This window comes from Novosphingobium sp. BL-S-21 (genome assembly GCF_055521655.1).
The window spans coordinates 2,096,145-2,115,566 of the sequence record NZ_CM145496.1 but is presented as its reverse complement, the minus strand read 5'-3'; the positions used below and the strand labels follow the sequence as shown (position 1 = coordinate 2,115,566).

24 protein-coding genes are annotated in these 19,422 nt (G+C 66.7%); 14 read left to right on the top strand and 10 right to left on the bottom strand.

Going from position 1 to position 19,422, the window contains the following annotated elements; all coding sequences use genetic code 11:
* Genes sufC through ACZ1J6_RS18505 form a run of 6 tightly spaced genes read left to right on the top strand, consistent with a single transcriptional unit; the run spans position 1 to position 4,135 of the window.
* Positions 1 to 768, top strand: coding sequence for a Fe-S cluster assembly ATPase SufC (sufC, locus tag ACZ1J6_RS18530; RefSeq protein ID WP_465127711.1), 768 nt, complete (start codon positions 1 to 3; stop codon positions 766 to 768).
* Positions 765 to 1,502, top strand: coding sequence for a SufD family Fe-S cluster assembly protein (locus ACZ1J6_RS18525; protein ID WP_132269964.1), 738 nt, complete (start codon positions 765 to 767; stop codon positions 1,500 to 1,502). Before sufC ends, ACZ1J6_RS18525 begins: the two co-directional genes overlap by 4 nt.
* A gap of 26 nt (positions 1,503 to 1,528) precedes the next feature.
* Positions 1,529 to 2,731, top strand: a complete 1,203-nt coding sequence (locus ACZ1J6_RS18520; protein ID WP_465128271.1) for an aminotransferase class V-fold PLP-dependent enzyme — start codon at positions 1,529 to 1,531, stop codon at positions 2,729 to 2,731.
* Complete coding sequence (locus tag ACZ1J6_RS18515) at positions 2,728 to 3,231, top strand: SUF system Fe-S cluster assembly protein (RefSeq protein WP_465127710.1); 504 nt, start codon at positions 2,728 to 2,730, stop codon at positions 3,229 to 3,231. The genes ACZ1J6_RS18520 and ACZ1J6_RS18515 overlap by 4 nt, the downstream gene beginning before the upstream one ends.
* Positions 3,231 to 3,758, top strand: a complete 528-nt coding sequence (locus ACZ1J6_RS18510) for a GNAT family N-acetyltransferase (protein ID WP_134094865.1) — start codon at positions 3,231 to 3,233, stop codon at positions 3,756 to 3,758. The genes ACZ1J6_RS18515 and ACZ1J6_RS18510 overlap by 1 nt, the downstream gene beginning before the upstream one ends.
* The gene (locus ACZ1J6_RS18505; protein WP_314467900.1) at positions 3,755 to 4,135 is read left to right on the top strand and encodes a HesB/IscA family protein; all 381 of its coding nucleotides are present in this window, start codon (positions 3,755 to 3,757) and stop codon (positions 4,133 to 4,135) included. The genes ACZ1J6_RS18510 and ACZ1J6_RS18505 overlap by 4 nt, the downstream gene beginning before the upstream one ends.
* A gap of 36 nt (positions 4,136 to 4,171) precedes the next feature.
* Here the strand turns inward: ACZ1J6_RS18505 and ACZ1J6_RS18500 are convergent, their stop codons facing one another.
* The gene (locus tag ACZ1J6_RS18500) at positions 4,172 to 4,660 is read right to left on the bottom strand and encodes a hypothetical protein (RefSeq protein WP_431568034.1); all 489 of its coding nucleotides are present in this window, start codon (positions 4,658 to 4,660) and stop codon (positions 4,172 to 4,174) included.
* A 118-nt stretch (positions 4,661 to 4,778) separates the two neighbouring features.
* On the opposite strand from ACZ1J6_RS18500, the gene ACZ1J6_RS18495 reads away from it, so the two are divergent.
* The 3 genes from ACZ1J6_RS18495 to ACZ1J6_RS18485 all read left to right on the top strand — a co-directional run bounded on the left by ACZ1J6_RS18495 (position 4,779) and on the right by ACZ1J6_RS18485 (position 6,826).
* The gene (locus tag ACZ1J6_RS18495; RefSeq protein WP_132269957.1) at positions 4,779 to 5,786 is read left to right on the top strand and encodes an adenosine kinase; all 1,008 of its coding nucleotides are present in this window, start codon (positions 4,779 to 4,781) and stop codon (positions 5,784 to 5,786) included.
* A gap of 120 nt (positions 5,787 to 5,906) precedes the next feature.
* A complete protein-coding gene (locus ACZ1J6_RS18490) occupies positions 5,907 to 6,419 on the top strand; it encodes a 3'-5' exonuclease (protein WP_465127709.1) in 513 nt (170 codons plus the stop codon).
* Positions 6,416 to 6,826 (top strand): YqfO family protein, encoded by a 411-nt coding sequence (locus ACZ1J6_RS18485; RefSeq protein WP_134094862.1) that lies wholly within the window; start codon positions 6,416 to 6,418, stop codon positions 6,824 to 6,826. The genes ACZ1J6_RS18490 and ACZ1J6_RS18485 overlap by 4 nt, the downstream gene beginning before the upstream one ends.
* Here the strand turns inward: ACZ1J6_RS18485 and ACZ1J6_RS18480 are convergent.
* The gene (locus ACZ1J6_RS18480) at positions 6,820 to 7,401 is read right to left on the bottom strand and encodes a hypothetical protein (protein ID WP_465127708.1); all 582 of its coding nucleotides are present in this window, start codon (positions 7,399 to 7,401) and stop codon (positions 6,820 to 6,822) included. The two genes, ACZ1J6_RS18485 and ACZ1J6_RS18480, sit on opposite strands and share 7 nt — an antisense overlap.
* Positions 7,391 to 8,677 (bottom strand): phosphoribosylamine--glycine ligase, encoded by a 1,287-nt coding sequence (gene purD / locus ACZ1J6_RS18475; RefSeq protein ID WP_465127707.1) that lies wholly within the window; start codon positions 8,675 to 8,677, stop codon positions 7,391 to 7,393. The genes ACZ1J6_RS18480 and purD overlap by 11 nt, the downstream gene beginning before the upstream one ends.
* A gap of 5 nt (positions 8,678 to 8,682) precedes the next feature.
* Between purD and xseA the strand changes: the two genes are divergently transcribed.
* The 4 genes from xseA (at position 8,683) to ACZ1J6_RS18455 (ending at position 12,399) form a co-directional block, all read left to right on the top strand.
* Positions 8,683 to 10,200, top strand: coding sequence for an exodeoxyribonuclease VII large subunit (gene xseA, locus ACZ1J6_RS18470; RefSeq protein WP_465127706.1), 1,518 nt, complete (start codon positions 8,683 to 8,685; stop codon positions 10,198 to 10,200).
* A gap of 27 nt (positions 10,201 to 10,227) precedes the next feature.
* Positions 10,228 to 10,431, top strand: a complete 204-nt coding sequence (locus ACZ1J6_RS18465) for a DUF2093 domain-containing protein (protein WP_132269946.1) — start codon at positions 10,228 to 10,230, stop codon at positions 10,429 to 10,431.
* Positions 10,432 to 10,505: 74 nt separating this feature from the next.
* Positions 10,506 to 11,327, top strand: a complete 822-nt coding sequence (locus tag ACZ1J6_RS18460; RefSeq protein WP_465128270.1) for a M23 family metallopeptidase — start codon at positions 10,506 to 10,508, stop codon at positions 11,325 to 11,327.
* A 91-nt stretch (positions 11,328 to 11,418) separates the two neighbouring features.
* On the top strand, positions 11,419 to 12,399 hold the full coding sequence (locus ACZ1J6_RS18455; RefSeq protein ID WP_465127705.1) for an esterase-like activity of phytase family protein: 981 nt from the start codon (positions 11,419 to 11,421) through the stop codon (positions 12,397 to 12,399).
* 262 nt (positions 12,400 to 12,661) lie between these two features.
* On the opposite strand, the gene rpmB is transcribed toward ACZ1J6_RS18455, so the two are convergent.
* A complete protein-coding gene (rpmB, locus tag ACZ1J6_RS18450) occupies positions 12,662 to 12,946 on the bottom strand; it encodes a 50S ribosomal protein L28 (protein WP_132269943.1) in 285 nt (94 codons plus the stop codon).
* A gap of 114 nt (positions 12,947 to 13,060) precedes the next feature.
* Between rpmB and ACZ1J6_RS18445 the strand changes: the two genes are divergently transcribed.
* Complete coding sequence (locus tag ACZ1J6_RS18445; protein ID WP_132269941.1) at positions 13,061 to 13,516, top strand: nucleoside deaminase; 456 nt, start codon at positions 13,061 to 13,063, stop codon at positions 13,514 to 13,516.
* Between the two features lie 7 nt (positions 13,517 to 13,523).
* On the opposite strand, the gene ACZ1J6_RS18440 is transcribed toward ACZ1J6_RS18445, so the two are convergent.
* The 6 genes from ACZ1J6_RS18440 to ACZ1J6_RS18415 all read right to left on the bottom strand — a co-directional run bounded on the left by ACZ1J6_RS18440 (position 13,524) and on the right by ACZ1J6_RS18415 (position 19,373).
* Positions 13,524 to 13,895, bottom strand: coding sequence for a hypothetical protein (locus ACZ1J6_RS18440; RefSeq protein WP_465127704.1), 372 nt, complete (start codon positions 13,893 to 13,895; stop codon positions 13,524 to 13,526).
* Between the two features lie 144 nt (positions 13,896 to 14,039).
* On the bottom strand, positions 14,040 to 14,900 hold the full coding sequence (gene nadC, locus ACZ1J6_RS18435) for a carboxylating nicotinate-nucleotide diphosphorylase (protein WP_465127703.1): 861 nt from the start codon (positions 14,898 to 14,900) through the stop codon (positions 14,040 to 14,042).
* Between the two features lie 221 nt (positions 14,901 to 15,121).
* Positions 15,122 to 15,919 carry a LytR/AlgR family response regulator transcription factor gene (locus ACZ1J6_RS18430; protein ID WP_132269936.1) on the bottom strand — a complete coding sequence of 266 codons (798 nt, stop codon included), beginning with the start codon at positions 15,917 to 15,919 and terminating at the stop codon, positions 15,122 to 15,124.
* A 46-nt stretch (positions 15,920 to 15,965) separates the two neighbouring features.
* Positions 15,966 to 17,129: a sensor histidine kinase gene (locus ACZ1J6_RS18425; RefSeq protein WP_132269935.1), complete on the bottom strand. Its 1,164-nt coding sequence runs from the start codon at positions 17,127 to 17,129 to the stop codon at positions 15,966 to 15,968.
* Between the two features lie 63 nt (positions 17,130 to 17,192).
* Positions 17,193 to 17,912 carry a DsbA family protein gene (locus ACZ1J6_RS18420; protein ID WP_132269933.1) on the bottom strand — a complete coding sequence of 240 codons (720 nt, stop codon included), beginning with the start codon at positions 17,910 to 17,912 and terminating at the stop codon, positions 17,193 to 17,195.
* 102 nt (positions 17,913 to 18,014) lie between these two features.
* Positions 18,015 to 19,373: a M48 family metalloprotease gene (locus ACZ1J6_RS18415; protein WP_465127702.1), complete on the bottom strand. Its 1,359-nt coding sequence runs from the start codon at positions 19,371 to 19,373 to the stop codon at positions 18,015 to 18,017.
* Between the last annotated feature and the right edge of the window lie 49 nt (positions 19,374 to 19,422).

The window sequence follows — 19,422 nt, the reverse complement described above, 5'->3', positions numbered from 1 at the left end:
ATGCTCAAGATCGATAACCTTCAGGCCAATGTTGCCGGAGCCAACGTAAACCGGCCGATCCTCAAGGGTCTCTCGCTGACGATCAATCCAGGCGAGATTCACGCAATCATGGGCCCGAACGGCGCGGGCAAGTCCACCCTGGGCTACACGCTCGGCGGCCGCCCCGGCTATGAAGTGACCGGCGGTTCGGTGGATTTCATGGGGCAGGACCTGCTTGAACTGGAACCGCACGAGCGCGCCGCCGCCGGCCTGTTCCTGGGCTTCCAGTACCCGGTCGAGATCCCCGGCGTGTCCTTCGTCCAGTTCCTGCGCGAATCCGCCAATGCCCAGCGCAAGAGCCGCGGCGAGGAAGTGCTTTCGGGCGGCGAGTTCCTGAAGCTGGCACGCGAAAAGGCAGGCCTGCTGCGCATGGACATGGACATGCTGAAGCGCCCGGTGAACGTGGGCTTCTCCGGCGGCGAGAAGAAGCGCGCCGAGATGGTGCAGATGGGCATCCTCGACCCACGCCTGGCCATCCTGGACGAGACCGACTCCGGCCTCGACATCGACGCCCTGCGCATTTGCGGCGAAGGCATCAATGCGATCATGCGCGCGCCCGACAAGGCCGTGCTGCTCATCACCCACTACCAGCGCCTGCTGGACTACGTGAAGCCGGACTTCGTCCACGTCCTGGCCGACGGTCGCATCGTCAAGACCGGCGGCGCGGACCTCGCGCTGCGGCTTGAGGAAGAAGGCTACGAAGCCGTGGTGCAAGAGGCGGCCGCATGAGCGAAGTCGCTGCTCTCCCGACGCGGAAGCACGAAGACTTCCGCTATTCCGACATTGACGCGCTGGCCGGCGTCTGGCCGATCGCGCGCGAGAGCATCGTCGTGGCGGACGGCGCCGAGGATTCGCTCCAGATCGTCGAGGACGGCGCAGAAGCCGTCGCCCGGCACCTGGTGATCTCGCTGGGCAAGGGCGCGAAGTTCGATCTTCGCGTGCTTTCGGCCGGGCCGGTCTATGGCCGCATCGCCGTCGACGTGCGGCTGGCCGAAGGCGCGGACTTCACTCTGGGCGCGGCGCAGCTTGCCACCGGCAGCGAGACGCTGGAAGTGGTCACCGAAGTCACGCACGCCGGGCTGAACGCCACGTCCAGCCAGATCGTGCGGACGGCGCTGGCCGGCCATTCCGTCGGCACTTACCTCGGCCGCATCGCCGTGGAGCGCGGGGCCGACGGCACCGATGCCGAACAGTCGGTCCGCGCCATGCTGCTGGACCGCACGGCCACCGCCAATGCCCGGCCGGAGCTGGAAATCTACGCCGACGACGTCAAGGCGGCGCATGGCTGCGCGGTGGGCGAACTCGACGCCGGCGGCCTGTTCTACCTGATGAGCCGCGGCCTTACCCCGCCCGAAGCGAAGCGCCTGATGCTCCAGGCCTTCATCGCCGAAGCCTTCACCGGCGCGCCCGGCGAGGCGGAACTGAGCGCGGCGGCCATCGCCCGGCTGGAGCAGATCCTGTGAGCGATCTCGTGCGCGAAGCCGGAGACGTGCTGGCCGTGAAGGGCGAATTCCCGGGGCTGGCCTCGGCGGATGGCGACGCCGACTGGCACTATCTCGACACTGCCGCCACCGCGCAGAAGCCGCAGGCGGTGATCGACGCCACGGTCAATGCGCTGGGCCGCGACTACGCGACCGTGCATCGCGGCGTCTATGCCCGCTCGGCCGAGATGACCCTGGCCTTCGAGGCCGCCCGCCGCACCGTCGCGGAATTTCTCGGCGGCCGGGAGGACGAAATCGTCTTCACCCGCGGCGCCACCGAGGCGATCAACCTGGTGGCCCAGACATGGGGCGTGCAGAACCTCAAGGCGGGCGACCGCATCCTCGTCTCCGTGCTCGAACACCACTCCAACATCGTGCCGTGGCAGCTTCTGCGCGACCGTACCGGCGTGGAAATCGACGTCTGCCCGCTGACCGCCGACGGCAGCATCGATCTCGAAGCCGCCGAACGCATCCTGACGCCCGCTCACAAGCTGGTGGCCTTCGCGCATGTTTCCAACGTGCTCGGCTCGGTGCTTCACGTGGAACATGCCGCGCGCCTGGCCCATGCCGTGGGCGCGAAGCTGCTGGTCGACGGCTGCCAGGCCGCCCCGCGCATCGCACTCGACATGAAGGCGATGCAGGCGGACTTCTACGTCTTTTCGGCCCACAAGCTCTATGGTCCCACCGGGATCGGCGCGCTCTGGGCGCGCAAGGACATCCTCGACGGCATGCCCCCGTGGCAAGGCGGCGGGTCGATGATCGACCGCGTGACCTTCGAGAAGACCACTTACGCCCCCGCGCCGCAGCGCTTCGAGGCCGGCACCCCGATGATCGTCGAGGCCATCGGCCTGGCGGCCGCCATCGACTGGCTCCGCGCCTTCGGTCTGGACCGGGCGGAAGCCCACGAACGCCACCTCGCCGCCAAGCTGCGCGAGGAACTCGGCAAGCGCAACGACGTCACCCTGTTCGGCCCGGCCGATTCGGTGGGCATCGTCAGTTTTGCGCTCGACGGGGTGCATCCGCACGACCTCGGCACCATATTGGACGAAGAGGGCGTTGCGATCCGGGCCGGCCATCACTGCGCACAGCCGCTGATGGACCACCTGGGCGTACCCGCCACGGCCCGCGCAAGCTTCGGCCTCTACAGTGACGACAGCGACATCGAGGCGCTCATGAAGGGTATCGAGCGCACCCGGAGAATTTTTGGATGAGTGACGACACTTCCGCTTCTGGCCCCGGCTTCACCGTCGAGGAAGTCGATTCGGTGCCCCCCGCGCCGCGTGCGCGCGTGGAGGATGCGCCCGATCAGCAGGTCCCTGGCGAACAGGGCGCTCCCGAGCGCCGGCGCGACTATCTGGACGGTTTCCTTGCCGAAAAGCCGCAGGGCATCGACCCCGGCCAGCCCGGCGGCGCGATCTACGACGGCGTCATCGATGCGCTAAAGGAAATCTTCGACCCGGAAATCCCGGTGAACATCTACGATCTCGGCCTGATCTACGGCGTCGACGTCTCGCCCGAATCCTCGGTCGCGGTGACGATGACGCTGACCACGCCGCATTGCCCGGTGGCCGAATCGATGCCCGGCGAAGTGGAGATGCGCGTGGCCGCCGTGCCCGGCGTGCGCGATGCAGAGGTCAATCTCGTCTGGGATCCGCCGTGGGACATGGCCAAGATGTCGGATGAGGCGAAGCTCGAACTGGGCATGCTCTGATGAGCTCGCCTGCCCCCACCGTCACCGTGCGCCCTGTTTCTGTCAGGCTGGCCGATTATGCCGACGCGGCCGATGCCGCGCGCGTGGTCACGCTGCTCGACAGTTATGCGCGCGATCCGATGGGTGGGGGCAAGCCGCTTTCCGAAGACGTGCGCGCGCGGCTGGTCTCCGGCCTTGCCGCCCATCCCGGCGCGTTCTCGCTACTCGCCTTCGAGAGTGACGAGGGAGCCGAAGGCCGGCCGCTGGGCCTTGCCAACTGCATCACCGGCTTCTCGACGTTCGCGGCCCGGCCGCTGGTGAACATCCATGACATGGCCGTGCTGCCCGAAGCGCGCGGCAAGGGTGTGGGACGCGCGCTGATGCTGGCCGTCGAGGAAGAGGCCCGCGCCCGCGGCGCCTGCAAGATCACTCTCGAAGTGCTGAGCGGCAATGCGACCGCCAAGGGCCTCTACGCCTCGCTCGGCTACGGAGACTACGCGCTGGACCCGGAAGCGGGCACGGCGCTGTTCTGGGACAAGAAGCTATGACCACGACCACTTCTGCGAATCCTGGCGTAAAGCCGGCGCGCCAGCGCCCGGCCGCCGTGATCCTCACCGCCAATGCCGAAGCCCGCATCGCCAGGCTGATGGGCGAGGCGCCGGAAGGCACGATCGGCGTGCGGCTTTCCACCCCGCGCCGCGGTTGTTCGGGCCTGGCCTATTCGGTCGACTACGTCAGCGAGGAAAAGCCCTTCGACGAGAAGATCGAGACGCCCGGCGGCATCTTCTACATCGACGGTGCCTCGGTGCTCTACCTGATCGGCTCGATCATGGACTGGAAGGAAGACGACTTCACCGCCGGTTTCGTCTTCGAGAATCCCAATGCCAAGGGTTCCTGCGGCTGCGGTGAGAGCTTCACGGTCTGAAGCCCCGCTTCCGGGAGAGCTTCTCCCGGAAAATGCCTACTTGCGGAGCGCCGCGATGCAGGCGGCGCGATCGACATCCTGCCCGTCTGAAACCCGCCGCGCATCGATATAGGATGCGCGCGGCTCCTTCGTGGCGGCGGAAGGGTAGAGATAGACGTCCAGCAGGCACGCCTTCCCGGTGAACTGCAGCTTGCGGGCATCGCCTTCCCAGACGTTGAGCCGCGGCTCCCCGAACATCCGCACGAGCTGGCTCTCGCTCGATCCGATCACCCCTTCGGCACCGGGAATCGCCTGGAAACTGGGGTCTCGCGCGGTATGGGTCGGCTGGCGCACATTGGGAATCTGCGTGCCCCGCTTGGGCGGGTGCTGCGCCGTCGCCACGCCGCCGGAGGTGCTGGCGCACCCTGCCAGCAGCACGGCAAGCCCCGCCGCGGCAACAACGCCCCGCAAGTGGGCGGTGGCGCATCGCAGGCGGGTGGGAGCGATCATCGGAATGGCGTGAAGCGCCGAACGGTCTTGGGTCATGACATCTCACCGCATTGCGCGAGCCAGTGGTGCTGTCAACTCTCGCCGCGCTTGCGAAGCGGCGGCCCGCGCGCTACTCGCGACACAACCTCCAGACAATCCAAGGACTCCTTTTCGCATGGCTCAACCCACCGTGCCGCCCACTTTCGACGTGATTGCCATCGGCAATGCCATCATCGACGTGATCGCCAACTGCAGCGACGCGCTGATCGACGAGCTTGGTCTCTCGCGCGGCGGCATGATGCTGATCGACGCCGATCAGGCCGAAAGCCTCTACGAAGCCATGGGCCCGGCCCGCGAGATTTCCGGCGGTTCGGCCGCCAACACCCTGGCCGGCCTGGCCGCGCTCGGTGCGAAGTGCGCCTTCATCGGCCAGGTCGCGGAAGACCAGCTGGGCGACGTCTTCACCCATGACATCCGCGCCGGCGGCATCGCCTTCGACGTGCCCGCCCGCCCCGGCAACCCGCCGACGGCCCGCTGCCTGATTTTCGTGACACCGGACGGCCAGCGCACGATGAACACCTTCCTCGGCGCCTCGCACTACCTGCCCGCCGAAGCGCTGGACGAAAGCGCCGTCGCCAATGCGGCCGTGCTCTATCTCGAAGGCTATCTCTGGGATCCCGAGGAACCGCGCGCCGCGATGCGCAAGGCCATCGAGGCCGCCCGCGGGGCCGGTCGCAAGATCGCCTTCACGCCTTCGGAATGCTTCGTGATCGACCGTCACCGCGCCGATTTCCTCGACCTGATCGACACCGGCAAGATCGACGTGCTGTTCTGCAACGAACACGAGATGGCCGCCCTCGTCGGTCATGACGATTTCGAAAAGGGCGTCGCCCAGCTCGCTCCGAAGATCCCCGTGCTTGTCGTCACGCGCGGCGCCGAGGGCGCAGTCGCGATCTCGGGCGACCAGCGCGCCGAAGTCGGCGCCGAGCCGATCGAGCGCGTGGTGGACACCACCGGCGCCGGCGACCTCTTCGCGGCCGGCTTCCTGTTCGGCCATGTGCGCGGCAAGAGCCTGGAAGAATGCCTGCAGTACGGCGCGATCTGCGCCTGCGAGATCATCTCGCACTACGGCGCGCGTCCCGAAGCGGACCTCCAGGCGCTGATTTCCGAACGCGTCGGCTGATCGCTTCGGCTTCGGCTGGAAAAAGGGGCTCCATTCGCAGGAATGGGGCCCTTTTTGCATGGCGTTGACGCCGGCCTCTCCGCAGGACAGGTTGGTCCACCGTCCTCAACCGGAGCGCCCATGGCCCAGCACGATCCCGCACTGATCGACTTCGAGGCGAGTTGCCTGCCCGAATATGGCCAGTCCTATCCAATCGAGGTCGCCGTGGCGCGCATCGACGGGGAAAGCCGCTCCTGGCTGATCAAGCCCCCGCCCCGCTGGCAGACCTGGGACTGGTCCGAAGAAGCGGAATCCCTCCACGGCATCAGCCGCGCCATGCTGGCATGCGACGGACTGCCGCCCACGCAAGTCTTCGCGGAAATGGTGGCGTTCGTCGGTACGTGCGAGGTCTATTCCGATGCCGACCTCGATGGCTTCTGGCTGGAAGTGCTGTGCGAGGAACTGGGCGAAAAGCTGCCGTTCCCGATCCGCTTCCTGGGCGAATGGATGGCCGCGCGCGGCCTTACCCGAGAGCAGGTCGACGCCGCGCTGGAGGAAGCCAGGCGGCGCCTGCCCAAGGCCCACTACGCGCGCGAGGATGCCAAACGGCTCGCGCTGGTCGTTCGCCTGTTGATCGAGGAACAGCCCGCATGAATCTTCGCGAAGCCCTGCTGGTGCGCATCCACGTTCCGGTTTCGCCGGAGACCTTTCGCGCCATGCTGGCAGGCGACGTCGCCGCCGGAGAGCGCGACCCGGTCCTGGCCGCGATCCTGGCGGTCGTCCGCGCCGACAATCCGCTCGGCGATTTCGGCCTCTACAAGGGAGTCGCCGAGATCGGCCTGGGGTGGGAGAGCTTCCAGCCCGGGCCGGACGCAAGACCGGCGCTGGGCGAAGCGGCCATGACCAGCCTCTCCCCCACCGTGATCCTGTCCCTCCACGCGCCCTGCAGCGAGGAAGACCCGGAATTCCTGGAGGCGATGGACCGCATCATGGCGGCCCACCCCTGGGAAATCCCGGTGATCGAGATCGCACCGACCTGGCTGGCCGAGCGCGGTCAGTAAGTATCCGCTTGCGGCATCGCGCCGTCCCGCCCCGCCGGTTCCGACAGGGCCTGGCCCTGGGGCGCCAAAGGCTGGGCACCGGGCTGGGCTGACTGGAACCGCGCGAGGCACTCGGCCTTGCGCTGCTCCCGGGCGTCGGAATAGCTTTGCGCCGTCTGCCCCGGCAAGGCGCAGTCGCGCTCCGGCCGGATCGGCACCTTGGCCCGGCAGCCTTCCTCGGTGGCGAACAGGTTGTCGGCACAATCGGCCAGTGCCGAGACGTCGGCATCGTGCTGCGCGCGGCAACTCGCCGTCCAGCGCTGCTTGTAGGACAGCTCCGCGAAGTTCAGGCAGTCCTGATACTCCTGCTGAGCCGCTTCCTGTCGGCGCGACTGCTCGGCCTGTTCGCGCTGCTGCGCCTTGGCCACGGCGTCTTCCTGCTTCTGCCGGGCTTCCTGCTCGGCGGCCACACGCGCTTCCTGGCGGGACGCCTGACCGGGCAGGAACACCCCGTAGTAATAGCCGACGCCGGTGCCGGCGAACACCGCCGCCACCGCCAGCGCCACCTTCAGGATCGAATCCGCCTTACTGGTCATGGGCCTTCTCGCGCGCCACTTCGCGCCAGCCGATGTCCCGGCGGCAGAAGCCGGTCGGAAAATCGAGCGCATCCACGGCCGCATAGGCCCGGCCCTGCGCCTCGGTGACCGACGCGCCCCGCACCGTCACGTTGAGCACGCGGCCACCGCTGGAGACGAGCACGCCGTCCTTCACGTCGGTGCCGGCGTGGAACACCTTGGCGCCATCGGCCTCGGCCGCCGCGATGCCGCCGATCGCGCCGCCCTTCTCGGGCGTGCCGGGATAGCCGTTCGCGGCCATCACGACAGTCAGCGCCGTGTCGCGGCTGAAGCGCGGTGCCGCAATCGCGGCAAGGCGGTTGTCGGCGCAAGCATGGAGCAGTTCGACGAGATCCGATTCGAGGCGCAGCATCATCACCTGGCACTCGGGATCGCCAAAGCGGCAGTTGTATTCGATCAGCTTGGGGCCTTCGCGGGTCAGCATCACGCCCAGGAACAGCACGCCGGAATAAGGCGTACCTTCGTTTTCCAGCGTCCGCACGGTCGGCGCGATGATGCGTTCCAGCACTTCGGCTTCCAGCATCGGCGTCAGCACCGGCGCCGGGCTATAGGCGCCCATGCCGCCGGTGTTGGGGCCGGTGTCGCCGTCGCCCACGCGCTTGTGGTCCTGTGCGGAGGCGAAGGGGACGATGGTGGAACCGTCGGTCAGGGCGAAGAAGCTGGCTTCCTCACCTTCCATGAATTCTTCGATCACGGCTTCGGCGCCGGCCTCTCCGAAGCGGCCCGAGAAGATCTCGCGCACGGCTTCCTCGGCTTCGGCCATGGTCATCGCCACGGTCACGCCCTTGCCGGCGGCCAGGCCGTCGGCCTTTATCACCACCGGCGCGCCGAATTTCGCCAGCGCGGCCATCGCGTCCGCTTCGTTGGCGACGCGGTCGTAACCGGCGGTGGGAATGCCAGCGCGTTCGCACAGGTCCTTGGTGAAGCCCTTGGAGCCTTCGAGCTGGGCCGCCGCCTGGCTCGGTCCGAACACCGAGAAACCCTCGCCGCGCAGGGAATCGGCAAGGCCGTCGACCAGCGGGGCCTCGGGGCCGATGACGATCAGGCCGACCACGTTGCTCTCGCAAAAGGCGATGACGGCCGCGTGATCGGTGACATCCAGCGAAATGCAGCTTGCGACCTCGGCAATGCCCGGGTTACCCGGCGCGGCCCAGAGGGTCTCGCAGAGCGGGGATTGCGCCAGCTTCCAGGCCAGCGCATGTTCGCGGCCGCCAGAGCCCAGAAGAAGGATGTTCATTAGCCGTGCCTTTCGATGACGACGAATTCGATGATGGTCGTTCGGGTGGGCTGGTAGCGAAGCAAGCGGCCGGGGACAACGCTGCGCCGCTCTCGATCAGCGAGATTTCGAACCTTTTAAAGCGCACCGTGGAAGACCGCTTCGGCTTCGTGCGCCTGCGCGGAGAGCTTTCGGGCGTGAAGCGGGCGGCCTCGGGCCACCTCTACTGCGCGCTCAAGGACGACAAGGCGGTGATCGACGGCGTCATGTGGCGCGGCGGCGCGCAGCGGCTGGCCTTCCGCCCCGAAGACGGCATCGAGGTGATCGCCACCGGCAAGCTCACCACTTATCCCGGCCGCTCCAAATACCAGGTCGTCATCGAGACCATGGAGATCGCCGGCGAAGGCGCGTTGCTGGCGCTGCTGGAAAAGCTGCGCGCCCGCCTTGCCGCCGAAGGGCTGTTCGCGCCCGAACGCAAGCGTGAGCTGCCCTTCCTGCCGCGCGTGATCGGCGTGGTCACCTCCCCCACCGGCGCCGTGATTCGCGACATTCTCCACCGCCTGGACGACCGCTTCCCCAGCCACGTCCTGGTCTGGCCGGTCCTCGTGCAGGGCGAAGGCTCGGCGCAGCAGGTGGCCAATGCCGTGCGCGGTTTCTCCGCGATCCGGCCCGGAGGCCCGGTACCGCGCCCCGATCTGGTGATCGTGGCGCGCGGTGGCGGTTCGATCGAGGACTTGTGGTCGTTCAACGAGGAAGTCGTGGTCCGGGCCGTGGCGGAATCGTCGATTCCTGTGATTTCGGCGGTCGGGCACGAAACCGACACCACGCTTTGCGACTATGCCGCCGACCGCCGGGCGCCCACGCCCACTGCGGCCGCCGAAATGGCCGTGCCGGTGCGGCTGGAACTGGCCGCCACGCTGGACGAACTAGCCTATCGCAAGCGCCGCTGCGCGCTGCGCCCGGTCACGCTCGGCCGCGAACGACTGGAAGCGCGGGTGCAGCGTCTCCCCCGGCCCGAGGCCATTCTCGCGGCCAAGGCGCAGAAGCTGGACGAACTTTCCGAACGCCTGCGCCGCGGCCTGCGCGATGAAGCAGCGGCCAAGCGCGAACAGTTGGGCCGCACCGCCTCCCGCCTGTCACTGCCGCTGCTGCGTCACCGGGTGGAGCGCTGCGACGAGCGGCTGACGCGCGTCGGCCTGACCGCGCGCCTGCTGACTCGCCGCTGGACTCTGGCACGCGACAGTCTGGCACCGGTTTCCCGCGTGCTGCCGCAGCTTGACCCGAAGCGCCCGCTGGAGCGGGGCTATGTCCTTGCCAAGGGGCCGGACGGCCGCGCGCTGACCAGTCGCCAAGCGGCGGCGCGGGAATCGCTGCTGACGTTGGAATTCCGGGACGGCGAACTGACGGTCGCCGTCGGCACCGAAGCGCCGGTCCAGGCCGCCAAGACGCCTGGAACCGTCGCCGAACCGGCACCTGAAACACCGGCGTCCAAGCGCCCGGCACGACCGAAGGCGGGCGAGCCGAGGCAAGGCGATTTGTTTTGAACCGCCGGCTCTGCTAGGATTTCGCCCATGCTTATGTCTTCTGCCGACCGCCCCGCCAAGCTCGCCTACGGACCCAATGGTTTCCGGGTGCTGAGCGGCGGACACTTCGTGCTCTGCGCCGTCACCGGCGAGAAGATTCCGCTGGAGGAACTCCGCTACTGGAGCGCTGAGTTCCAGGAGCCTTACGCCAGCGCCGAAATCGCGACCAAGCGTCTCACCGCCAAGGCATGAAGGCCCGCAAGGCCTCAAGGGCATCGCTGATCCCGGCCTCGCTGGTTCTCGGCGGCCTGGCGGCTGCCGGTGCGATGCTGGCGTGGAGCGGCCTCGCGGCCCAATCGACCGCGCCGGTGGCGCCTGCGGCTGTCCCGGGCACCCTGACCTATAGCGGGGAACTCACCCAGGGCGGCTGGGTCCGCGGCAAAGTGCCTGCCGGCACGAGCGCTCTGGCGCTGGGCGGCCAGCCGGTGCAGATCGCGTCGGACGGCACCTGGTTTGCCGCCTTCGACCGCGATGCCGGCACCATCGCCACGCTGACGGCCACGCTGGGCAACGGCCGCCGCATCACGCAGCCGATTTCCGTCTCGCCGCGCGCCTGGCAGATCGAGAACGTCAATATCGCCCGCAAGCCAGGCGGCCCGACCGAAGCCTTCATGGCCCTGCGTCGGCCCGAACTGGACCGCATCAATACCGCGCGGGCGATGAAGACCGACGCCCAGGGCTGGCGCCAACATTTCATCTGGCCCGCCAAAGGCCGCATTTCCGGCCGTTTCGGATCGCAGCGCGTCTATCGGGGCGAGCCCGGTGCCTATCACTCGGGTCTCGACATCGCCACCGGCACCAGCGGCACGCCTTTCGTTGCCCCGGCCGACGGCGTGGTGATCCTGGCCGCCGAGAAGCCGTTCACGCTCGAAGGCAACCTGCTGATGCTGGACCATGGCATGGGCCTCAACAGCGCTTTCCTGCATTGCTCCGAGATCCTGGTGAAGCCGGGCGAACACGTCCGCCAGGGCCAGGTGATCGGCAAGATCGGCATGTCCGGCCGGGCCACCGGGCCGCATCTGCACTGGTCGATCAAATGGAACGAGGCGCGGCTGGACCCGATCCTCTTCACCGGCCCCCAGACCTGAACCGACGAGATTGCGCCGATAATATCGGCAATTCCGCAGGGCTGCAGCGAAAGCGGGTTGCAGCCTTCGCCGGAATGCTTATCCCGCCCTTGTGCGCCGCACCATTGCCCTCCTCGTCCTGCTGTCCCTGCTGCCGCTGACCTGGGGGCATGCGCCGCAGCACAAGAAATTCAAGACATTCGAACTGTCGTTCGAGCAGCTACCCCTGCCTGCAGCCCGGCGCGCCGACCCGCGTCTGGGATCGTTCAAGCTGGAGGAAGTCTGGCAGGCGCATAGCCGCACCCACTCCTTCGGCAGCTATTCCGCGCTGCTGCTGCGGCCCGGCGGCATCATGCTGGCGCTCAGCGATTCGGGCGGATTTCTGGAGTTCAGGGCACCCGGGCAGTCGCAGGCGGAAAGCCGCATGGGCGACCTGCCCCTCTCCAAGGATGCGGACAAGGCCGCGCGCGATGTCGAATCGGCCACGCAGGACGAAACCGGCATGATCTGGCTCGGCCTGGAGGGGCGCAACGCCGTCTACCGGATGAATCCGGACTACGAGATCGAACGCCGCGCCAGCCCGCCGGTCATGGCGGACTGGGGAGTCAATTCCGGCCCCGAGGCGCTCACGCGCCTTCATGACGGGCGATTCGTGCTGCTGCGCGAAGGGTATGTCGGCTGGAGCGATCACCTGCACCAGGCCGCCCTGTTCGGCGGCGATCCCACTCTGAACCCGAACGGCCAGGACTTCGCGCTCGATTCGCCTGCGGGCTTCAGCCCCACCGACATGGCGCAAATGCCGGACGGCCGGTTGCTGATCCTGATGCGGCGCCTGATCTGGCCGATGCCGCAACGATTCGCCGGCCGAATCGCGATCGGCGATCCGGCGGACATCCGCCCGGGCGGCACCTGGAAAGTCACCGAGGTTGCGCGGCTCTCGTCCGATCTGCCCATCGACAACTTCGAAGGCATCGCAATCGCCCCGCAGGAGAGCGGCAAGCTGACCGTCTGGCTGATCTCGGACGACAACTTCTCCCCGCTCCAGCGCACGCTGGTGTGGAAGATGAGCGTCGACCCAGCCAAACTGCCGTAAGCCCAGCCGGACTGCCGTAGGCATAGCCTCTACCGAACCGGTATTCACTGCCGCGCGGAAACGGCTTCCGCCTGCTCTTGAGACAACAGGAACCGAGCCCCGCCATCAGCGGCGCGGCGGATTCACGGAATTCAAGAGGAATGGGCGCGCTCCGAAACCGGGAAACCGATCCCGGCCGGGCATGCGAAAAGGCGCGCAAGTCAAGCTTGCACGCCTTTTCGCGAAACCGTGTTCTTCACGCTCCCCGTAGGGAGCGGGAGAATCAGGCGGCCTGCTGCTTCTTCAGCTCGCGCTTCACCTTGACGGCGCGCGCGCTCAGCTTCGTGTCCGAAGTCTTCAGCAGCCAGTTGTCGAGGCCACCGTTGTGCTCGACCGAACGCAGGCCGTGGGTCGAGACGCGGAACTTGAAGCTGCGCTCAAGACCGTCCGACAGCAGCGTGACGTTCTGAAGGTTGGGAAGGAAGACGCGCTTGGTCTTGTTGTTGGCGTGGCTGACGTTGCAGCCGACCTGGCGGCCCTTGCCGGTCAGTTCGCAGATGCGGGACATGTCTACTCTCGCTCGAAAAAGTCTGTGGCCGTAAATACGGGAAGGCGCGCCCTTAGCGATTCCCCGGGTGAAGGTCAAGTTGCGCACAGCTTTTTGAAGGTCTAGCGCATGGCCATGACCCGCTGGCCCCTGCCCGAATACATGGAACTCGCCCTGGCGCAAGCCCGGGAAGCCGCCGATTCCGGCGAAGTGCCGATTGGCGCGGTCGTCGTGAAGGACGGAAACGTCATCGCCACCGGCCGCAACGGCCCGCGCGAGCGCCACGACCCCACCAGCCATGCCGAAATCGAGGCGATTCGCGCCGCGGCGCTGATTCTCGGCAATGAGAGGCTGGAGGGATGCGAGCTATGGGTGACGCTGGAACCCTGCGCCATGTGCGCGGGCGCCATCGTCCACGCGCGAATCGCCCGGCTCTACTATGCCGCTTCCGATCCCAAGGGCGGCGCGGTCGAGCACGGCGCGCGCGTCTTCGAGCACGATCAGTGCCTGCACAAGCCGGAAGTCTATTCGGGAATCGGCGAATCGGAGGCCGCGGAGATGCTCCGCAGCTTCTTCCGGGCGAAACGGTGACCGGCGACTAGCTGAAAATGCTCTGGTCGTCCGGCGCGATGCCGCCCTTGCGGGCGAACCAGGCGCGGGCATCCCTGCGGAACAGGAAGGCCACTGCGGCGACCTGCAGCGCGGTGATGACCAGCGCGAAAGCCATGTTCCCTATCCCGCGTTCGGCAAGGACCGGGACCATGGGGATCGTCACGAGCATGCCCAGCACCGTCATCACCGTGAGTATCCACCTGGCCGCGTTGCCCGCCCTGCGGGAAATGAAGAACCACAGCGCCAGCATCAGCGCAAAGCTGAAGACCTGAATGCCCACGATGAAGCCCATTCCCAGCCCCGGGCGTGCCAGCCTGGGATCGGCAAGCGTATCCTGCATCGACAGGACGGCATTCACCCCCGCCAACGCCAGGGAGCCGAGAAAGAATCGATCGAATTGAATGATGGAATTCGGACGCAAGGCGGTGTCCCCCGTTTCCCCTCCCCCCTTTGGGCGGGGTCGAGGGAGCATGACGGCGTGCACTCCCGTTCGCAACCGCTTCTAAAGCGGCGAGAAATCCAGCCCGATATCGGCCGCCGGGGCGCTCTGGGTGAGGCGGCCGACGGAAACGTACGTCACGCCCGAAGCGGCGATGGCACCGATCGTGGAGAGATTGACGCCGCCCGAGGCTTCGGTCGGCACGCGGCCGCCAACGATCGCCACGGCCTCGCGCAGGGTATCCGGCACCATGTTGTCGAGCAGGAGGTGATGCGCGCCCGCGGCGATGGCGGGTTCGATCTGGTCGAGATGGTCCACCTCGCAGATGATCTGCCCCACGCCCGCCGCTTTGGCGCGCGCCACCGCCGGGCCGACGCCGCCCGCCACCAGAACATGGTTGTCCTTGATCATGGCCGCGTCCCACAGCCCCATGCGGTGATTGCGCGCGCCGCCCATGCGGGTCGCGTACTTTTCGAGGTGGCGCAGGCCGGGAATGGTCTTGCGCGTGTCGAGCAGCGTCGCGTGCCCTTCCATGGCATCCACATAGGCCCGGGTCATCGTTGCGATGCCGGAGAGGTGCTGGACGGTGTTGAGAGCGGAACGCTCGCCGGTCAGCATGGCGCGGGCATTGCCGGTGAGGCGCATGAGCTTGGCGCCGGGTTCGACCGGGGCGCCTTCCTCGACGAGAATCTCGATCTCCATCGCGGGATCGAGAGTGCGGAAGAAGGCCTCGGCAAGGGGCAGGCCGGCGACAGTGATGGCATCGCGCGAATCCATCACGCCGGAGAACCTGGCCCCGGCTTCGATCACGCTTTCCGAGGTAACGTCATGCCCGCCACCCGGAAGCCCCACGCCGAGGTCCTCGGCAAGCGTTGCATCGACGAAGGCGGCAAGGTCGAAACCCGGGATCGCGAATGTGCTCATGCCCGCGTCTTTCGCGCGTCGCGACGGGGTTGTCGAGTATGGAAGAGAGGATTCGCGCGGAGAGGCAGAGGAACCGCGCTTGCGGCGAAGCCCGCCTTTCTCCTGCGCCTCGCCCGATGGCGCGGCGGCGGAAAAGGGGCTGCGCCGCAGACTATCCTCTCTGCATCCCAGCGTGAATGGAGAATGCGGAAATGCCCGGGGGCCTTTCCGCATTCCCGGAATCAGTGAACGAAGCGCGCGATCACGTCGCGGTAGGATCGGCTGACCTTAACCTGCGCGCCCGAATCGAGCACCAGGAAGCATTCGCCATTGGTATGCGGCTTGACCTGGCGGACCTGGTTGAGGTTGACGATCGTCGAGCGGTGGACGCGCTGGAACACGCGCGGGTCAAGGCGGCGTTCCAGGTCCTTCATCGTTTCGCGCAGGATCAGCGAATTGTCGGCGGTGCGGATGCACATGTAGTCGCCGGCGGCCTCGATATGCTCGATCGAATCGACATCGATGCGGAAGATCTGGCCGCGATCCTTGATGTTGATGAGCTTTTCGTAGCGGTCCGCGTTGGGGTCGCTTTCCTCCGGGATGTGCTCGATCGCGTCGGGGGCCACTTCGGCCAGCACCGTCTTGAGCTTCTCCGCCTCGTCCGACGAACGCTTCTCGGCCAGGCGCTGGCGCACGCGGGCAAGCGTATCGTCGAGCTTGGTCTCGTCCACCGGCTTCATCAGGTAGTTGACGGCATTGGCCTCGAAGGCGCGGACCGCGTGCTCCTGATAGGCGGTGACGAAGACGAAGAGCGGCGGCTCGATCTCCATCACGCCCTTGACCACCGAGAAGCCGTCGAAACCGGGCATCTGGATGTCGAGGAAGACGAGATCGGGCTTTTCGGTCTTGATCTTGCGGATGGCCTCGCGGCCGTTCGAGCAGGTATCGATGATCTCGACATCCGGATACTTCTCCAGACGAAGCTGAAGGCCCTGGATGGCGAGTTTCTCGTCGTCGACGAGGATCGTGCGAATGGTCATCAGTTATTGTCTCCGGCCCGGCTAACGCACGTGGGCCAAATATGTTTCATCGCGCGGCGAAAACAGGCTGCCGCGGCTGCTCGTGCATGTCTTCCGGGGTGGGTTGGCGTTCGGCGGGAAGTTCGATGAGTACGGCGAATCCGCCTTCGATCGGCTCGATCGTCTCGAATCGATGATGCTCGCCATAAGCCTGGGAAAGACGGTCGCGGATATTTGCCAGGCCAACGCCAGTGGAGACCGGCTCCCCTCCATCGTAAGTCATGCCCGACAACCTGTTGTCCGTCGTCGGACTTTGCAAGCCCGGCCCGGTGTCCGAGACGGTGATGCGAAGCATCGGCCCGACGAGTTGCGTGACGATCGTGATCTCAGCCCCGGATTCCTGCGGTGTCACGGCATATTTGATCGAGTTTTCGACCAGAGGCTGAAGCAGCAGCGAGGGCAGGAGACAGGTCTCTGTTTCCGGGTCGATGTTGAAGGTGGTGCGCAGCCTCTCCTCGAATCGCATTAGTTCGATATCGAGATAGAGCTTCAACGTTTCCACCTCGAGCGCCACCGTGACCTGGGCGGATGGCTTGTTGATCAGGGTGTAGCGCAGGAAAGAGGACAGCCGGCTGAGCATGGCATTGGCCGGCTCGGTCTGTTTCAGCAGGACCAGCGTGGAAATCGAGTTCAGCGTGTTGAACAGGAAATGGGGATTCAACTGGTAGCGCAGCATGGCGAGCTGCGCCTGCGTCGCCTGATTCTCCAGCCGGATCATCTGGTCGTTCTGTTCCTCCACCTGGAGGTAGAAATTGATGGCGTAGTAAAGCGCCGACCAGGCGCCGAGCAGCGTGGCATCCAGATAGAAGACGCCGATGAACAGCTGGGCGAAGCTGGAATCGCTGTCCGTGCGGTAGAGCGAGATCACCCAGGCATCGATGAAGGCGTGGAGGCCCACCGCGAACGGCAGGATCATCGCCGTCAGGCCCCAGGTCACCAGGGCGCGACGGGTGATCAGCGCGCGATAGACGACGGACAGCACCAGCGAGATCGAAAAGCCGGTAACGGTCGCGATCAGCACCAGCACCAGATAGGACAGGGGCTGGGCATTGGCGATCGTGGACATGGCGCGAAGCAGCATCGCGCCGCCCCAGCCTACGAACTGCAGGCGCCAGAAGGCCTTGTCCTTGTTGGCGAAGAAAGGAATGGGCTGGATCGGCAGGACGCTCATTCTCGCTTCCTAGCCGAAATCATGCCCAGGCGGAAACAGCCGATAATTCCGCAAGTCGACTTGTCAGCCCTTCTTGTCGCCCTTGGGTTCGGCGCGCGCCTCGGAGACCGCCTCGGACAGCTGGTCGAAACCGACCGCGCCGGAGATCAGCCGCTCGCCCGCCACCCAGCTTGGCGTACCGCTGAAGCCAAGGCGTCCGGCAATGTCCATGTTGCGCGAAAGCTCCTGCGCCACGGCGGGCCCGGCGGCGACCTTGCGGGCGCGCTCGATGTCGAGGCCGGCCTTCTGCGCCGCGGCATCGATGCTCTGGGCATCGACCTGGCCCATGGCGAACATGGCATCGTGGAACTGCGGGAACTTGCCCTGTTCAGCCGCGGCCAGCGCCATCTTCGCGGCGGCGGGGCTTTCGGGGCCGATGATCGGCAGTTCGCGCACGACGATGCGCAGATCGGGGTTCTTCGCCAGAAGCTGGGCCACGTCGGGCAGGCTGCGGCGGCAATAACCGCAGGCATAGTCGCTGAATTCGATCAGCGTGACCTTGCCGTTCGGATTGCCGAGCACGGCGCCGGGGAACGGCGTCTCCACGTTCTGGCGCACACCGGCCAGTTGCTGGCTGGCCTGCTTGCGCTGCAGGTTGTCCATGGCCTGGGGCAGGATTTCGGGGTGTTCGAGGATATAGTCGTGAACGACCTTCTCAACCGCCACGCGGCCGCCGAACCAGCCACCGACGCCGATCAGCGCGATGCAACCGGCGATCGCTGCGAACTTCGTGCCATTACCCATCGTCGTCGAGAATCCTGTCAATTGAGCACTGCCCTTAGCGGGCTATGGGAACCGCGGCCAGAGCCGAAGGTCCGCCCCGGACTGCGACCTGGGACGGGGCATTCATCGCCGCTTCTTGCGCTGCAGTTCGGCGCGGGCCTGCATCTCGATATCCTGCGCCCGCAGCCAGTCCGGCGTGCCGGTGGGCAGCCCCGCTTCGGCGGCCTGCGCACTCATCAGCGCGGCGTCCATCTGGCCGGTCAGCGATTGCTGCTCGGCGCTGGCCAGCCGGGCGCGCGGCATATCGCCATTGGCGGCGTAGATCGTGCCGAGCTGATACCAGGCGAAAGGATTTTCCCGATCCCGCGCGACGGCGTTTTTCAGCACCGTCTGCGCCTCGGCGAAATGGGCGGAATCCTCGGTGGCGATCAGGGCATGGCCGAAGAGCGTGGCGATCAGCGGCTGGTAGCCGGTCAGTTCCGTGGCCTTGCGCAGCGGCACCAGCGCTTCGGCCGCCTGCCCCGCCTCCAGCAGGATCTGCCCTTTCAGCTCAAGGAAATAGGGATCGTTCGCATCGACCGTCAGCAGCGCATCGGTTTCGGCGCGCGCACGGTCGAGCTGCGACTGGCGGTGGAAGGCATAAGCGCGGGCGTAGTGGGCCGGCACCGAATTGTCCGTCTCGGGATAGACGCGGAACACATCGCGCGGCTCGGCCAGGTAGCCGAACAGCTTGGCCTTCATCCGCATGAACCGCTGCTGGAGCTTGGCATCGTCCGGCTTGGCCCAGGCCGGGTCCTTCTCGTAGACGTCCTGCAAGGTCTGGATACGGTCACCGGTGAGCGGGTGAGTGGAGTAGAACTCGTCCCCTTCCTGCGGCCGGTATCCGTAGCGGAATTCGAGATTCTGCAGCTTCTTGAAGAATTCCACGGACCCGCGGCCGCTGATCCCGGCGGCGGAGAGATATTGCGCGCCGGCCGCATCCGCGGAGGCTTCCTGCGAGCGGCTATAGGCCAGGTACTTGCCCATGGCGGCCTGCTGGCCGGCCATGATGACGCCCATTGCCGCCTCGCCGGCCCCCGCTGCCGCGGCGGCCGCGCCAAGCAGGAGCGAGAGGATGGAGATGTTCGATGCCGGCTGCGCGCCCTGGTTGAGCACGGCATGGCCGCCGGTGACGTGGCCCAGCTCGTGCGCGATCACGCCCTGCACTTCGGCGGCGGTATCGGCCTGGTTGATCAGCCCGCTGTTGACGTAGACCGCCTGCCCGCCCGCCACGAAAGCGTTCACCGAGGAATCGTTGACCAGCACGATGTCGACATGGTTGGGATCGAGCCCCGCCGCCGTGATCAGCGGGCGCGACATGTCCTTGAGCAGGGCCTCGGTCTCTGCATCGCGCAGGATCGACTGCGCGCTGGCCGGGGCAGCGGACCAGCCGAACAGCGCCAGAAAGCTCAGGAGAAGTGCGGCAAATCGCGCAAAGGGCATGCTCTACTCTGGGGCCTTTCGGCCTGAACCGGTGCTGAAGACGCTTGTC

Excerpts from the sequence above, each read along its gene's own strand:
- ACZ1J6_RS18495 (WP_132269957.1), top strand. The coding sequence starts at position 4,779 with ATGGCTCAACCCACCGTGCCGCCCACTTTCGACGTGATTGCCATCGGC.
- ACZ1J6_RS18515 (WP_465127710.1), top strand. The coding sequence starts at position 2,728 with ATGAGTGACGACACTTCCGCTTCTGGCCCCGGCTTCACCGTCGAGGAA.
- ACZ1J6_RS18510 (WP_134094865.1), top strand. The coding sequence starts at position 3,231 with ATGAGCTCGCCTGCCCCCACCGTCACCGTGCGCCCTGTTTCTGTCAGG.
- ACZ1J6_RS18485 (WP_134094862.1), top strand. The coding sequence starts at position 6,416 with ATGAATCTTCGCGAAGCCCTGCTGGTGCGCATCCACGTTCCGGTTTCG.
- ACZ1J6_RS18505 (WP_314467900.1), top strand. The coding sequence starts at position 3,755 with ATGACCACGACCACTTCTGCGAATCCTGGCGTAAAGCCGGCGCGCCAG.
- nadC (WP_465127703.1), bottom strand. The coding sequence starts at position 14,900 with ATGAGCACATTCGCGATCCCGGGTTTCGACCTTGCCGCCTTCGTCGAT.
- ACZ1J6_RS18500 (WP_431568034.1), bottom strand. The coding sequence starts at position 4,660 with ATGACCCAAGACCGTTCGGCGCTTCACGCCATTCCGATGATCGCTCCC.
- ACZ1J6_RS18430 (WP_132269936.1), bottom strand. The coding sequence starts at position 15,919 with ATGACCATTCGCACGATCCTCGTCGACGACGAGAAACTCGCCATCCAG.
- purD (WP_465127707.1), bottom strand. The coding sequence starts at position 8,677 with ATGAACATCCTTCTTCTGGGCTCTGGCGGCCGCGAACATGCGCTGGCC.
- ACZ1J6_RS18425 (WP_132269935.1), bottom strand. The coding sequence starts at position 17,129 with ATGAGCGTCCTGCCGATCCAGCCCATTCCTTTCTTCGCCAACAAGGAC.
- rpmB (WP_132269943.1), bottom strand. The coding sequence starts at position 12,946 with ATGTCCCGCATCTGCGAACTGACCGGCAAGGGCCGCCAGGTCGGCTGC.
- ACZ1J6_RS18415 (WP_465127702.1), bottom strand. The coding sequence starts at position 19,373 with ATGCCCTTTGCGCGATTTGCCGCACTTCTCCTGAGCTTTCTGGCGCTG.
- ACZ1J6_RS18525 (WP_132269964.1), top strand. The coding sequence starts at position 765 with ATGAGCGAAGTCGCTGCTCTCCCGACGCGGAAGCACGAAGACTTCCGC.
- ACZ1J6_RS18465 (WP_132269946.1), top strand. The coding sequence starts at position 10,228 with ATGCTTATGTCTTCTGCCGACCGCCCCGCCAAGCTCGCCTACGGACCC.
- ACZ1J6_RS18420 (WP_132269933.1), bottom strand. The coding sequence starts at position 17,912 with ATGGGTAATGGCACGAAGTTCGCAGCGATCGCCGGTTGCATCGCGCTG.
- ACZ1J6_RS18460 (WP_465128270.1), top strand. The coding sequence starts at position 10,506 with ATGCTGGCGTGGAGCGGCCTCGCGGCCCAATCGACCGCGCCGGTGGCG.
- ACZ1J6_RS18480 (WP_465127708.1), bottom strand. The coding sequence starts at position 7,401 with ATGACCAGTAAGGCGGATTCGATCCTGAAGGTGGCGCTGGCGGTGGCG.
- ACZ1J6_RS18445 (WP_132269941.1), top strand. The coding sequence starts at position 13,061 with ATGACCCGCTGGCCCCTGCCCGAATACATGGAACTCGCCCTGGCGCAA.
- sufC (WP_465127711.1), top strand. The coding sequence starts at position 1 with ATGCTCAAGATCGATAACCTTCAGGCCAATGTTGCCGGAGCCAACGTA.
- ACZ1J6_RS18490 (WP_465127709.1), top strand. The coding sequence starts at position 5,907 with ATGGCCCAGCACGATCCCGCACTGATCGACTTCGAGGCGAGTTGCCTG.